Annotated in this window: 11 protein-coding genes; 9 read left to right on the top strand and 2 right to left on the bottom strand. The window is 59.2% G+C overall.

All coding sequences use genetic code 11. The features are described 5' to 3' along the window. Nucleotides 1–57 precede the first annotated feature (57 nt). Nucleotides 58–2,073, bottom strand: coding sequence for a cation:proton antiporter (locus tag PSDT_RS04275; RefSeq protein ID WP_006289171.1), 2,016 nt, complete (start codon nucleotides 2,071–2,073; stop codon nucleotides 58–60). A 192-nt stretch (nucleotides 2,074–2,265) separates the two neighbouring features. Between PSDT_RS04275 and pyrB the strand changes: the two genes are divergently transcribed. From pyrB to pyrE, 7 genes are all read left to right on the top strand, one after another. Beyond that, nucleotides 2,266–3,279, top strand: coding sequence for an aspartate carbamoyltransferase (gene pyrB, locus PSDT_RS04270; protein WP_006289173.1), 1,014 nt, complete (start codon nucleotides 2,266–2,268; stop codon nucleotides 3,277–3,279). Between the two features lie 2 nt (nucleotides 3,280–3,281). Next, on the top strand, nucleotides 3,282–3,710 hold the full coding sequence (locus PSDT_RS04265; RefSeq protein ID WP_006289174.1) for an aspartate carbamoyltransferase regulatory subunit: 429 nt from the start codon (nucleotides 3,282–3,284) through the stop codon (nucleotides 3,708–3,710). A gap of 50 nt (nucleotides 3,711–3,760) precedes the next feature. Beyond that, complete coding sequence (locus PSDT_RS04260) at nucleotides 3,761–5,221, top strand: dihydroorotase (RefSeq protein ID WP_006289175.1); 1,461 nt, start codon at nucleotides 3,761–3,763, stop codon at nucleotides 5,219–5,221. 24 nt (nucleotides 5,222–5,245) lie between these two features. After that, nucleotides 5,246–6,286, top strand: a complete 1,041-nt coding sequence (gene pyrF / locus PSDT_RS04255; protein WP_006289176.1) for an orotidine-5'-phosphate decarboxylase — start codon at nucleotides 5,246–5,248, stop codon at nucleotides 6,284–6,286. A 28-nt stretch (nucleotides 6,287–6,314) separates the two neighbouring features. Beyond that, nucleotides 6,315–7,166: a dihydroorotate dehydrogenase electron transfer subunit gene (locus tag PSDT_RS04250; RefSeq protein ID WP_006290409.1), complete on the top strand. Its 852-nt coding sequence runs from the start codon at nucleotides 6,315–6,317 to the stop codon at nucleotides 7,164–7,166. Nucleotides 7,167–7,185: 19 nt separating this feature from the next. Beyond that, nucleotides 7,186–8,247 carry a dihydroorotate dehydrogenase gene (locus PSDT_RS04245; protein ID WP_006289178.1) on the top strand — a complete coding sequence of 354 codons (1,062 nt, stop codon included), beginning with the start codon at nucleotides 7,186–7,188 and terminating at the stop codon, nucleotides 8,245–8,247. A gap of 62 nt (nucleotides 8,248–8,309) precedes the next feature. Beyond that, entirely contained in the window at nucleotides 8,310–9,044 is a 735-nt protein-coding gene (gene pyrE / locus PSDT_RS04240) for an orotate phosphoribosyltransferase (protein WP_006289179.1), read from the top strand. An 8-nt stretch (nucleotides 9,045–9,052) separates the two neighbouring features. On the opposite strand, the gene PSDT_RS04235 is transcribed toward pyrE, so the two are convergent. Further along, a complete protein-coding gene (locus PSDT_RS04235) occupies nucleotides 9,053–9,979 on the bottom strand; it encodes a LysR family transcriptional regulator (protein WP_006289180.1) in 927 nt (308 codons plus the stop codon). A 193-nt stretch (nucleotides 9,980–10,172) separates the two neighbouring features. Between PSDT_RS04235 and PSDT_RS04230 the strand changes: the two genes are divergently transcribed. After that, complete coding sequence (locus tag PSDT_RS04230; protein ID WP_223293559.1) at nucleotides 10,173–12,026, top strand: ATP-binding cassette domain-containing protein; 1,854 nt, start codon at nucleotides 10,173–10,175, stop codon at nucleotides 12,024–12,026. 176 nt (nucleotides 12,027–12,202) lie between these two features. Continuing rightward, nucleotides 12,203–13,357 (top strand): radical SAM protein, encoded by a 1,155-nt coding sequence (locus tag PSDT_RS08095; RefSeq protein ID WP_006289182.1) that lies wholly within the window; start codon nucleotides 12,203–12,205, stop codon nucleotides 13,355–13,357.

The following is a 13,357-nucleotide window of genomic DNA, read 5'->3' as shown; positions in this document are numbered from 1 at the left end:
TCCGATTGCATGATGTAGACGTTGGACCGCAGGGTCCGGGCCTGGGCCAAGGAGATCTCATTCCCCTCCAGCATCTCCCGGATGGTGTCCAGCTCCAACTGGTAGGCCTGGGCTTTGATATGGCTCAGCCGGTCGTAGAAATCCTCCCGTCGGGAGGGGGAGGGGACGGACCCCGGACCCATGCCCCGCCCGGCGCGCGGTCAGCAAAAGGGCCTGGTATCCCTTGATTAAGGCGGCGATGACGGCCGGCGAATAAGGGCTGCGGGTCGGTTGGTTGAGCATGGAGAAGAGACCGTCGATCGTCGCTTCGGTCAGTTCTTCCTGAATCCGGGCCAGGGGGATGGTCATGCCGGCCACCGTCGGATCCCCCTCGGCCACTGCCGGACCCCGCTTATGTTTGGGGTCGAGCCGGGCCAGGAGGCGGGTCTTGCCGATTCTGAACCTGACCGCGAACAGGTTCCCCCTCAGCCGGGTCCGCTGCCTGAGCTTTTTCCCGTTCATGGCCAGGCCTTCCTCGATGGGGATGAGGAGGCGGGAGACGGCGTAAGAGCATTCGGGATGCTCGACCCGGTAGTTTTCCAGCCACTGCCGACGGAATTCCACCATGGCTATGTGCAAGTCCTTGACCTGTTCGTCCTGAAGGCGGGAAGAGGAGAAATCCTTCTGCCGGGTCAACCTTTGGGCGTAGGAATCGAGGACCAGGGAGACCAATCTCCGGTTCTCGTTCGTTTCCAAAGAGGATATCTTCGACATGGTCCGGTTCAGCAGGACCTGATTGGCCTGAGCCAGGTCGGCCTCTTCCTCCTGATCGTCCTTGGGGGAGAGGAGGGGGAGGAGGAGGTTGGCTGTCACCAGGGACAGGAGGGTGTAGCCGGCGGCGATGAAGAGGAGGATCTCCCGAATGGGGAAGCCGCGGACCAGGCCGATTCCGGCGGGCAGGGAGAAGGCCAGGATCAGGGAGATGGTGCCTTTGACCCCGCCGATGGTCATGATCAGGGATGATTTCAGGCCCGCGCCCGTCCAGGCCCGGGAACCCAGCCGCCGGCCGGTTTCAGGGTCCTTGCTGAAGGAGGTCATGACCTGGATCCAAAGGAACCGGGCGGTCAGGAGAACCAGGGCCACCAGGACGACGGTGACGATCAGGTAAGGCAGGTTGATGGGGGACCCGGCCAGACTCGTCTTCATGGCCAAGGGCAACTCCAATCCCAAGAGGACGAAGACGCTTCCGTTGAGGCTGAAAGTGACGAAGTCCCAGACCGAAGAGGAGACCTGATTGGTCCGGGCTATGTCTTCGCCCACCCCGATTTTGTCATAACGCAGCATGAGTCCGGCGGCCACCACGGTGATGACCCCCGAGGCCCCGATCTCTTCGGCGAAGACGTAGGCCAGGAGGGGGAAGAGCAGTTCGATGGTGATCCGGGTGGTGGTCGTTTCCAGCCCGACCCTGCGCAGGGCCAGCATCAGGCGGTTGAGGCCCAGGCCGAGGAGGGCGCCGATGAGGGTCCCTCCCAGGAAGCTCCAGATGACGCTGCGGGTGAATCCTCCCGGGGAGAAGCGGCCGGTCAAGGCGGCGGTGGTGGCGAATTGGAAGCTGACGATACTGGCTGCGTCGTTGAAAAGGCTTTCCGTCCCGAGGATGGACAGCTGCCGGTCGGTCAGATTGACCTCCTTCTTGAGTTCGGACACGGCTATGGCGTCGGTCGGGCCCAAAGTGGCCCCGAGGGCGAAGGCTGCGGGCAGGCTGATGGCGGCCCAAAGGGCATGGACGGAATAGCCGGTCGCCAGGACGGAGAAAAGGACCAGGCCGACGGCCAGGGACAAGGAGGAGGCTAGGTTCTCCCTGATGGCTTTGAGGGAGGTCTCCTTGGCTTCGAAGAAAAGCAGGGGGGCGATGAAGAGGACCATGTAAAGGTGGTCGTCCAGGTTGACGGGAGGGGTGATGGGGAGGAAATACCAGATCAGGCCCAAGGCGATCTGGACCAGGGGAAGGGAGACCTTGGGTATGTAAGGGCTGACCAGGGCCGACAGGAGGACGGCGACCATGATGAGGACGATCAGGTTCAAGGCTTGCATCGGCACCTCCATGGACGGAAATGGACAGGTAAGATACTTCGAGTATAACCGCTCTTTTATGCGCGAAGGAAGACCTGCGTATTGGTCCGCGGACAAGGGGCGTTTTTTCCGCTCAGGGCGTCGCGTTGGCTGGTTACCATTGATGAGGTCACCACCCGTGGCCGCCTGGATCTTTCGTAGAAAGGCGAGTTGATGTCTGTTCAACCATCTCCTGCATCCCCTTTCCACTCCTTGCGCGGCAAAAGCGTCGTCACCTTGGACTCCGTCAGCTTGGACGAGCTTGATTATCTTCTTCGCAAGGCCGATTATTTCAGCCAGCATCCCGACCAGGCCCGCCTGACCTGCCCTGGCCGCATCCTGGCCACCCTCTTTTTCGAGCCCAGCACCCGCACCCGTCTCAGCTTCGAGACGGCCATGTTGCGTCTGGGGGGTCAGGTCATCGGCTTCGCCGGGGCCCAGCTGTCTTCTTCCACCAAAGGCGAGACCGTGGCGGATACGGTCAAGGTGGTCTCCAATTACGCCGACCTGGTAGCCATGCGGCACCCTAAGGAAGGGGCCGCCTTGGTGGCCGCCAAAGCGGCCAGCATCCCGGTCATCAACGGAGGGGATGGGGGACATATGCATCCCACCCAGACCTTGGCCGACATCGCCACCATCCGGGCCCGTTTCGGCCGTCTGGACCATCTGACCATCGGCCTGTGCGGGGACCTCACTTTCGGCCGTACGGTCCATTCCCTGATCCAGACCATGTGCCGTTTCGGCCATATCGACTTCGTCCTCATCAGCCCCCCGGAGTTGAAAACGCCCGACTACGTGCTTGACTTCATCCGCAAGACCCCGTCCTGCTCCTATCGGGAAGTGACCGACCTGCAGGCCGTCATCGGCGACCTGGACGTGCTGTACATGACACGGGTGCAGAAGGAACGGTTCTTCAACGAGGACGATTACCTCCGCCTGCGGGACACCTACATCCTGGACGAGGACAAGATGGCCTTCGCCCGTAAGGACATGGCCGTACTCCACCCCCTGCCCCGGGTCAACGAGATTGCCTTCAACCTGGACGAGGACCCCCGGGCGGCCTACTTCCAGCAAGTGAAGATGGGCATGCTCATGCGCATGGCTTTGGAAAGCTCCCTGATCGGGGACCCGGCCCCGGGATTCATCGACGACGAAGAGGCTCAACGCCAAGAGATCAAGGAGGTCTGACGATGGAAGTGACCAGCATCAACGAGGGGATCATCATCGACCATGTGCCAGCGGGCAGGTCCTTCACGGTCCTCAATTATCTTCACATCGACCCCAAGACCACCCGGTTGGCCTTGATTATGAACGCGGCCAGCCAGTCCTACGGGACCAAGGACATCATCAAGATCGAAGGGCGGACCCAGGTCGACCTCCACGTCTTGGCCTTAGTGGCCCCGGACGCCACGGTCAACGTGGTCCATGAAGGGCAGATCGCCGAGAAGCTCAAGCCCACCCTTCCCCAGAGGGTACGCAACGTGCTCACCTGTCATAACCCTCGGTGCATCACCACCAGCGAGCGAGGGCTCGACCAGCTTTTCCACCTGGTGAGGACTTCCGACCCCCAGGTGACCGAGTACCGGTGCGATTATTGCGATGAACTGGCCCATTTGTAAGTTCCAGGATTGAAAGCGACGATAACGATTCAGGCGTAAAGGCAGGACCTATGACTCATGACTGGCAGGATTCCCCCCGGATCTTTCCCCCGCATCCCCCTCTTCGGTTGGCCGGTCTGACCGTCTGGGACAGCGGCCGGACCGTGGACCTGCTCCTTCCCGCCAGTGGTGGGTGGGAAGAGGGGCGGGAGGGGGACCGAAGCCAGGAGGTCCGTCTCGATTGTTCCGGCTTGACTATCGCCCCCGGTTTCCGCGACCCCCATGTCCATTTCCGCGACCCGGGGCAGACCGAGAAGGAGGACATGGTCACCGGCTCGCGCGCGGCCGCCCACGGAGGGTACACAGGCGTGCTCATCATGCCCAACACCCTGCCGGCCTTGGATGGGGCCACGGTCCCCGGCGGTTGCCAAGGCTGCCGGTCCAGCCTGGACTATCTCGACTCTTACTCGAAGATCAACTCCTGCCCTTTACCGGTCCATTACGCCTTATGCGTGGCCGCTTCCCTAGGCCGCCAAGGCCAGGAACCGTCCCGGATGGAGGATTGGGCCTCCGGCCTGGCTTTCCCCTCCCACCCGGTCATCGCCATCTCCGATGACGGGGCGACGGTGCCGACCGCCCTGGTGGACCAAGTCGCCACGATGGCCTTGGAGGCCGGTATCCCCTTCATCGACCATTGCGAACATCATGAGTCCGGGGTCCTCAACGAAGGCCCGGTCGCCCGGCGCCTGGGCCTGCCCGGCATCCCGGAGTCGACGGAGATCGCCGTGGTCTCGCGCGACATCGACCTGGTCCGCCGCACGGGGGTCCGTCTCCATCTGCAACACATTTCCACGGCCGCTTCCTGCGCGGCCATCCGCCAAGCCAAGGACGAAGGCCTGCCGGTCACCTGCGAGACGGCCCCTCATTACCTCGCCTTGGACGATAAGTCTGTGGAGGATTATGGTCCGGCCGCCAAGATGAATCCCCCCCTGCGCTCTTCGAAGGACCGGCAGGCCGTCATCCAGGCCGTGGCCGACGGGACTATCGACATGCTGGCCACCGATCACGCCCCCCATACAGCCGAGCAGAAGGCGGCCGGTCTGGCCGCGGCCCCCAACGGGGTCATCGGGCTGGAATCGGCTTACGGGGTCGCCTACCACTGTCTAGTGGCCCCCGGCATCATCTCCCACCGACGCCTGATCGAATTGATGAGCGTCAATCCTGCCCGGTTGATGAAAGACCAGGTCTTCGAGATTGAGGCCCACCTGTCCGGATCCGTCGTGGATTTAAGGTCAAGCGTGGATTTGAAGTCCGGCCAGGGCCCGGAATCCGAGGACGTCTGGGGCCAAGGCCAGCCGGACCTGGTTTTGCTGAAGACGGGGGAGGAGACCCGGATTCAGACGGACCGGTGGCTGTCCAAAGCCAGGAACACCCCCTTCCAGGGGTGGACGGTCGAAAGCCGGGTGGTCGCCACCATCCTGGGAGGCCGGATCTCCTGCGCCCAGGCCGATTCCCTGAGATGGGAAGAATAGGAAGGGACAGAGGAAAGGACAACCATGGACCGATTGATCGAAGCCATCAGAAGGACCGGCAATCCCAGCGTGGTCGGTTTGGACCCTAAGCCAGGCCTCCTGCCCAAGCAGCTTCTAGAGACGGTGGCCGGTCTGGACGACCTGGCCCAGGCTTATCTGGTCTTCAACCAGGCCATCATCGACTCCGTCAGCGACCTGATCCCCGCGGTCAAACCGCAAATCGCCATGTATGAGGCTTTGGGCCCGGCCGGGGTGGACGTTTACGCCCGCACGTGCGCCTACGCCCAGAGCAAAGGCCTCTACGTCCTCGGGGACGTCAAGCGGGGGGACATCGGTTCCACCGCCCAGGCCTACGCCGCCCATCTGTCCGGGAGCCCGGCCCTGCCCGGCCTGCCTTCCCAGGATGTCTGGCATGAGGACGCGGTGACGGTCAACCCCTACCTGGGGATCGACGGGATCCGCCCTTTCCTAGACGCTTGTATCCAGGACGATAAGGACATTTTCGTCCTCTGCAAGACCTCCAATCCCTCTTCCAGCCAGCTTCAGGACTTGCGGACGGCTGGCCAGAGCGGGGCCGAAGACAGCGCGAAGACCGTCAGCCAGGAAGTGGCCGGTCTTTTGGAGGAATGGGGAAAGGAAAGCCAGGGGAATTCGGGATACTCCCGCCTGGGCGCGGTCATCGGGGCCACCCATCCCCAGCTGGCACAGGATTTCCGGCGGAGGATGCCCCGCACCTTCTTCCTGGTTCCCGGCTATGGGGCCCAAGGAGGCACGGCTGCGGACGTGGCCGCCCTCTTCGATGGTCAAGGTCGGGGGGCGATCGTCAATTCCTCCCGGGGGATCATCGGCGCTTGGAAGGCGAACCCGGCCTACAGCGAAGATCTGAACCGCCATCAGGCCTTGGACCTTTTGGCTTCCTCGGCCCGCAAGGCCGTCATCGTCATGAAGGAGGACCTGACCTCGATCCTGGGCCGGGGAGGAAGGAAACCGGACCTTGTTCGCCAGCCAGCCAGTCAGGATGCCAGCAGTCAGTCAGGATACCCGACCACGGACTTGATAAGATGAAAACAGACAATCCACACAAGGAGACGCCATGACCGCCCCTCGTTTCAGCCCTACCCGCACCGCAGCAGCCGAGCCGGCGCCCAGCGCCCATCTGCGGCATGAACACGGGTTCCTTCCCTCCCGCCGGTCCGTCCCCCTGATCTCCATGGAAGCCTTGACGGGCGGGGTCTGTCGCATGGTCATCGAAGACCCTTACCTGGCTTCCAACGCCCGCGGGGGGCAATTCGTCGACTTCTTCACCGGCGACGCACAGCGGCTTTTCCCCAGGCCTTTGGGCATCTGCGACATCGAAGGGGACCAGGTCTCCTTCCTCTTCGCCACGGTGGGTGAGGGGACCAGGGAGATCAGCCGGAAGAAGGCAGGGGAGACGATCGACATCCTCGGCCCCCTTGGTCGGCCTTTCGCCCTGAAAGAAGGGGTGACCTACCTCCTGGTCGGCGGCGGCCTGGGGGTTCCTCCGCTCATCGCCGCCGCCAGGGACATAAACCGGATGGGGACTTCGTCGGCCGTCTCCCTTTTCGGTTATCGAAACATTCATTTCGCCGATGAATCTGTGGGTAAGTATGTCTCTCAGGCATACTCCATCGATAACGCTGAAGGCAACGTCATCGACCTCCTAGACCGATGGATGAAAGAGAACCCCGGACAGGACAAGTCCCGGGTCGTCATCCTTTCCTGTGGCCCGGCGGTCATGATGAAGGCCGTGGCCCGATGGGCGGCCACGGAAGGCGTACAGGCCGAGTTCTCTTTGGAGGAGCGGATGGGCTGCGGCTTCGGCGCCTGCTTCACCTGCGTGACCCCCACCATTCACGGCTATAAGAAGATCTGCATGGATGGACCGGCCTTCGGCTCCGAGGAATTAGGCTGGAACGAGGTTTGAAAGCGCGATGCCTGAAAGGATGATGGACGTGGATGCGAATATGGGAATCGAGGCGGGCATGGATGCGGACATGGACAGGGCCCAAGGGATCGATGCTGTGGCAAGCAGCCCGGCCCGGGAGGACGAAGACGGCTTCTTCGCCGCCAGCATCCAGGCCCGGACCTGGAACCATCCCACCGTGGTGGCCGGAGTTCCTTGGAAGAACCCGGTGGGCACGGCCTCCGGCACCTTCAACCTGGACGCCTGCGGCCGCTTTTATGACGTCTCCCAGCTGGGAGCGGTCAGCACCAAAGGAGTCTCTCCCATCCCCTGGGAGGGGAACCCGGCCCCCCGGTCGGCCGAATCCCCCGCAGGGACGGTGAACGCCGTCGGTCTGCAGAATCCCGGCGTGGACGTCTACCTCCAGGATGAGCTTCCCCGGTTGAAACACCTGGGGGCCACCGTGGTGACCAACGTGGCCGGCCATAGCAATGACGACTACTGCCAGGTGGTGGAGAAGCTGGCGGATAGCCCGGCTGACATGTTGGAAATCAACGTGTCCTGTCCGAACGTGTCCGCAGGTGGCATGGCGGTCGGCTCCGACCCGGCGGCCCTGGAGGTCCTCATGAAGAGGCTTCGCCCATTGGCCGACAAGCCTCTGATCGTCAAACTGACCCCCAACATCACCGACATCACGACCGTGGCCCGGGCGGCCGTCGACAACGGGGCCGACGCCCTCAGCCTGATCAACACCTTCGTGGGGATGAGGATCGACATCCGCACCGGCAGGCCGATCATCGCCAACGTGACCGGAGGCGTGTCCGGCCCGGCCATCCACCCCATGGCCCTGGCCATGGTCTACAAGGTGCGGCAGGCCTTGCCCCATATCCCCCTGATTGGGATCGGGGGCATAGCCACGGCCGAAGACGCTTTGGAATTCCTTTATGCCGGAGCCAACGCTGTGGAAGTCGGCTCGGCGGCCTTGATCGATCCGACCGCCCCGATGAAGGTCGCCCTGGGCCTGGATTCCCTGCTGGACGAACGGCCCGACCTGTCCGCCCTTCTGGCCCAAGGAAAGACCTGGCCGGTGGGCCAGGATTAAGGGCATCCATCCAACCATTTATCCGAGCATCAACCTTTTCCATTCATCCGCGAAAGGACGCCATGACCATGAATCAGCAAGGAAATCAGGGGGCGGACTTGGTCGACCCTCTCAGCCGGGAATTCACCTCCTTCCTCTTGGACTGCCAGGCCCTTAAATTCGGGGACTTCACCCTGAAATCCGGCCGACGGTCGCCTTATTTCATCAATGCCGGAGCCTTCGACGATGGGGGGAAGATCTCCCGCCTAGGCTCTTTCTACCAAAGGGCCATCGTCAGGGCCATCAGCCAGGGGGAGATTCCGGCGGATTTCGGCACCGTCTTCGGCCCGGCCTACAAGGGCATCCCTTTGGCCGTATCCACTTCCATGGCCTTGACCGCGGCCGGCCGTCCGGTCGGCTACACTTTCGACCGGAAAGAGGCCAAAGACCACGGGGACGGTGGCCTCTTCGTCGGGACCCAGCTGACCGATGACATGGGGGTCCTCATGGTCGATGACGTCATGACCGCCGGCACCGCCGTCCATGAAGTCGTTCCCAAACTGAAGGCCGCGGCCGAAGTCGACATCGTCGGCTTGGTCCTGTCCGTCGACCGCATGGAGAAGACCAAGGATTCCGACCAATCCGCCGTGCGGGCGGTCAGCGGGGAATTCGGTTTCCCGGTCATCGCCATCGCCACCATCCGTCAGATCCTGGAAGCCGCCCGGACTTTGACGGACGGGGAAGGGAAACCGGTCCTGTCGGCTGAGCGCTATCAGGCCGCCCGGGATTATCTGGCCCTCTACGGGGCGTCGAAATAAGGTCGCCTCTACTCTTCCGCCAAAGACAGGCCGTGGGAAAGGACCACCTGCTTCAACTGGGCCAGGTAGCCTTCCCCGGCCTTGGACAGGTTGGTCCGGCTCATACCGATCCAGCCCAGGAGCATGGTCACGTCGCTATCGAGGGGGACGGCGATGATCTTCTCGTTATCCAGGTCTTCGTTGTTGATGCCCGTGCAGATGGTATACCCGTTCAGACCGACGATGAAGTTGAAGATGGTCGCGCGGTCGCTCACATTGATTTGTTTGCGGGCGTATTTCGGCCAAATCGCCTCTTCATAGAAGTAGAAGCTGCCTTCCTCCCCCTGGTCGTATTGGAGGAAGGGGTAGGGCTCCAAGTCTTTCAAGGTGACTTTTTCCTTGGAGGCCAAGGGGTTGGTCCGGGATAGGTAGACATGGAGATTGGCCCGGAAGAGGGGGTGGAAGACCAGCCTTTTCTCCCTCAGGAGCTTGGAGATGACGTCCCGGTTGAAATCGGAGGTATAGATGATGCCGATCTCCGACTGCATGTTGGCCACGGAGTTGATGATGTCCCTGGTCCTCATCTCCCGGATGGCGAACTCGTATTCGTCGGCGTTCATGTTCTTGATCATTTCCACGAAGGCTTCCACGGCGAACATGTAATGCTGGGTGGCCACCTGGCAAAGTTGTCTGCGAGGACGGGTGTGCTTGTATCGGTTCTCCAGCAGGGCGGTCTGGTCCAGGATCTGCCGGGCGTAGGTGATGAATTCCTGCCCGTCCACGGTCAAGGAGATTCCTTGGGGGGAGCGGGTGAAGATCTCGATGTTCATCTCCTTCTCCAGCTCCTTGATGGCGGAGCTGAGCGCGGGCTGGGAGATGTAGAGCTCTTTGGACGCTTCGTTCATGGAGCCGCATTCCACGATCTTGACCACGTATTTAAGCTGCAGGAGTGTCATACATCGAGTTTAGGCCCCGACTCGGTCCGATAAGCCCTTCCGGTTTCGGAATATGAGCAAGGCTGGCGGCTTGTTCCCCGGCCCTGCGGCGTGTCAGATTCCATCAGGGCTATCATGATGTATAAAAGAAATACGAATCAGAAATTCACTTGCCTTCACAGTGGCTCCATGAAGAAAGGAAGGAATGGCATATATGAAGCGAATGCGAACGGTTCTTTCCTCCTGCGCCTGGTGCGTCCGGGTCGCATTTAAATCATCTTGGCGTTTTGTTCTTCCCGCTTTGATTCTGGGTCTGGTCGCATCCCTGGTCCCCAGCCTGCAAACGGTATCGGTTGGGAAGCTCACCGAAGCCCTCTCCCTCCCCGGTCGTCCACGGGCTCTGACCTGGTCCGTCATCACCGGGGTCCTGGTGGCAGGGTATTTGGGATTGAGGAATGTGGTCTCCGACTTGTGGCGGATGACCCAGAATCCCATGGTCGAATGGTGCCGTAACTCCATCAATGAGGCCTTGTCTCGCAGGCGACCAGACGAAATCGGGAGCCAGGAGGAAGGCGATCTGGCGCGGCAGGCGCGTGAAGCCGTCAATTCGGGAAGCATCACCCTGCAGGTGGCGGCGATCAACGCCGTCTTCACCTCCGTGATCGTTTGTCTGAGCTTGATGGTGACGATTTGGCGGGCCAGCTGGGTCGCCGCAATCCTCGTCCTCCTCTGCCTTTTCCCCTCGGTCATAGGCACCATGGTCTATGCGGAGTTCGATCAAAGAACATGGCCGAAGGTCATGCGCAGCCGTCGGTATGGGGAATATCTGGAGAACCAGCTCACTTATGAACGTCCAGCCGTCGAGCTGGCGACTCTGGGAGCCCAGGGATTCGTCGCCCGCAAGGCCCGGCCCTGCTACCGCAGGCAACGCGAACTAAGCCAGGGGATCGAGCGGGTTGGCTTGGAATCGGACCTTGTCGCCGGCGTCGTCTCCGGCGCCTTGCTGATCCTTGCCATCATCTCCCTCCTCTATGAAGGGGCTTCTCCCTCTCTCATAGCCGGGTCGGTCGTGGGGGTCCTCTCCGGCATGCAGGCAACCGCCAGCGTCGCCTACGAGCTGGGCAACATGGTCCAGGCCTCCATCTCCATTTCCAGCTTGCAGAAGTTGGTGGCTGAGAAACCTCCGATACCAAGGATAGCGACAAAGGGTCAGGGAGTCGCTGAACTCTCCTCTGGCGTGCTTCTGACGCCGGAGGCCGATTTCGAACTGGACCTGTCGGGTCTTTCCTTCACCTATCCACAGGCTGACGCCTCCGCCGTCCATGATGTGTCCCTCAAGGCGAAGAAAGGCGAGTTCATCGCTTTCGTCGGGCGCAACGGAGCCGGTAAGACCACGCTTTTGAAATGCCTGTCCGGGGCAGTCAAGCCCCAGGCTGGTTCCATGATTTTCAAATCAGGCCAAAGCCGGGGAAAGCCCATCAGCCAAACAATCGACCTGTCCCAGCTGAGCCCGAAAAAGAAGTCGGAGATCATGTCCTTCATGGTTCAGGATTACAACCACTTCGAATTCACGGTTCGGGAAAACCTCTCTTTAGGAAGAGGGAGGGCAGACAGCGGCGGAAATCGGACTGATCGGGAAAGGCTTCTCTGGGATTCCTTGGAATCGGTCGGTGAAGCAGATCTGGTTCGCTCTCTGCCGGACGGATTGGACACTCAGTTGGGGGCTCAATGGGACGGGGCCGATCTTTCAGGCGGACAATGGCAGCGGCTGGCCATCGCCCGCAGCCTGGTCCAGGACGCCCCGGTCCGTGTTTTCGACGAACCGACCAGCAACGTCGATTCCGCCGCCGAAGAGGAGATCATCCACGAACTGAAGAAACGAGGGAAAGACAAGCTGACCATCCTGGTGACCCACCGGGCCTGGACACTCAAAGCTGCTGATATGATTTATATTTTTGACTCTGGGACGATTGTTGATTGCGGTACATATGACGAACTTGTTCAACATAGTCCAGTCTTCAATAGTCTCTTTAATTACCAACTGAAAGGAGGTGACTCAAATGATTAAAAAATTGCTTGGACTTCTAAATATCAAGATTAAGCCGATGCGGTGGGATGATAAGTGTGGAGCAAGGCATAGGTAGCAGTGATTATTGCTTTGCTTTGTCTTTTCCCTAGAATTGTCTGGTGACTACGTGGCATAACTAGTCACCAGACAATCTATAACGATTTAGGCGGTATTATATGTCTCTAACGGTTATTACGGGTCGCCACACATCTCTTATTGCGACGAATACGATGTCGGCGATATGTCCAAACTTACTGGCTTGGCTTTTCAGCAATGAACGATTCGCTGAGGCTTTAGCATCTTTAAGCGGTGTTTTCCCCTCGTCCTCATGGGACTCGGCATTCGCCGTTGCCTATCATCCGGGGTTCGCATGTAACCTCACCTGCTCATATTGTTACCAAAAGCACGAAAGTTTAAAAGAGCAGAAAGGAATTTGGAAGCTGACTATTCACAAAAAAGACATATGTGATAAGAGAGAGATAGCAAATTTTATTTTTGCTGAAATGAATCGGGCAAGAATGAAACAAATTGATTTGTCTCTATTAGGTGGTGAACCTCTCATGTATTTAGATGATATTGGAGACTTTGTAAAGGAGCTGAGAGCTCTTATACAAATTCGTTCTGTGTCAGTTATTACAAATGGGACTCTTATATCTCCCAATTCGCTGCAGATACTCGATAAAATTGGCTGTAATGAAGTACAGATTACGTTTGATGGTAATTCTTATTTTCATAATAAATTCCGAAAAAATCGGAGTGGCAGAGGAACGTATCGTCAAGTGATGAATGCATGTAAACTAGTCGTTGGCAGTGGAATTAAACTTAATATAAGAATTAATGTAACGAGTCAAAACCTCAGGAGCATTGATGAATTAATTATTGATTTATCAAGAACCATGATAGGTAAGCATGCTCGGATTAACCTTGCACTTATCGATGATACTGACAGCTATCATGATTCAAATTGGGAAAAAGGAGAATTGATTAGACAAATTTACCATATCTATAAATTGCTTGCAGAAAATGAACTGCATGCATCAACCAAATTTATGCGCATGCACTGCGGCACATGTGGGGATCCTTTTGAGAGAGCAGGTCTTGTTGTCGCGAGCGATGGAAAACTTTATAGTTGTTGGGATACGGCTGGCGATATCTCACAGGCCGTAGGAGATGTGAGGAAAGGCTATAATCCAAAACTCTTTGATTCAAATTGGAAACATTGTGGATATCGTGGTTCAAAAGCAATCAGTTGGTTTAATGATATTGAAGCTGCTGCAACGAGAGGCCTTTTGGACGGAGCTTGGAATGTGAACCATAGTAGACGGGGCTGA

Source organism: Parascardovia denticolens DSM 10105 = JCM 12538 (genome assembly GCF_001042675.1).
GTDB lineage: Bacteria > Actinomycetota > Actinomycetes > Actinomycetales > Bifidobacteriaceae > Scardovia > Scardovia denticolens.
This window is presented reverse-complemented; position numbering and strand designations above follow the sequence as displayed.

What these genes read in the sequence shown, in the direction of transcription:
- PSDT_RS08095 (WP_006289182.1), top strand. Translation starts at nt 12,203, where the DNA reads ATGTCTCTAACGGTTATTACGGGTCGCCACACATCTCTTATTGCGACG.
- pyrE (WP_006289179.1), top strand. Translation starts at nt 8,310, where the DNA reads ATGACCATGAATCAGCAAGGAAATCAGGGGGCGGACTTGGTCGACCCT.
- PSDT_RS04260 (WP_006289175.1), top strand. Translation starts at nt 3,761, where the DNA reads ATGACTCATGACTGGCAGGATTCCCCCCGGATCTTTCCCCCGCATCCC.
- PSDT_RS04245 (WP_006289178.1), top strand. Translation starts at nt 7,186, where the DNA reads ATGATGGACGTGGATGCGAATATGGGAATCGAGGCGGGCATGGATGCG.
- PSDT_RS04235 (WP_006289180.1), bottom strand. Translation starts at nt 9,979, where the DNA reads ATGACACTCCTGCAGCTTAAATACGTGGTCAAGATCGTGGAATGCGGC.
- pyrF (WP_006289176.1), top strand. Translation starts at nt 5,246, where the DNA reads ATGGACCGATTGATCGAAGCCATCAGAAGGACCGGCAATCCCAGCGTG.
- PSDT_RS04250 (WP_006290409.1), top strand. Translation starts at nt 6,315, where the DNA reads ATGACCGCCCCTCGTTTCAGCCCTACCCGCACCGCAGCAGCCGAGCCG.
- PSDT_RS04230 (WP_223293559.1), top strand. Translation starts at nt 10,173, where the DNA reads ATGAAGCGAATGCGAACGGTTCTTTCCTCCTGCGCCTGGTGCGTCCGG.
- pyrB (WP_006289173.1), top strand. Translation starts at nt 2,266, where the DNA reads ATGTCTGTTCAACCATCTCCTGCATCCCCTTTCCACTCCTTGCGCGGC.
- PSDT_RS04275 (WP_006289171.1), bottom strand. Translation starts at nt 2,073, where the DNA reads ATGCAAGCCTTGAACCTGATCGTCCTCATCATGGTCGCCGTCCTCCTG.
- PSDT_RS04265 (WP_006289174.1), top strand. Translation starts at nt 3,282, where the DNA reads ATGGAAGTGACCAGCATCAACGAGGGGATCATCATCGACCATGTGCCA.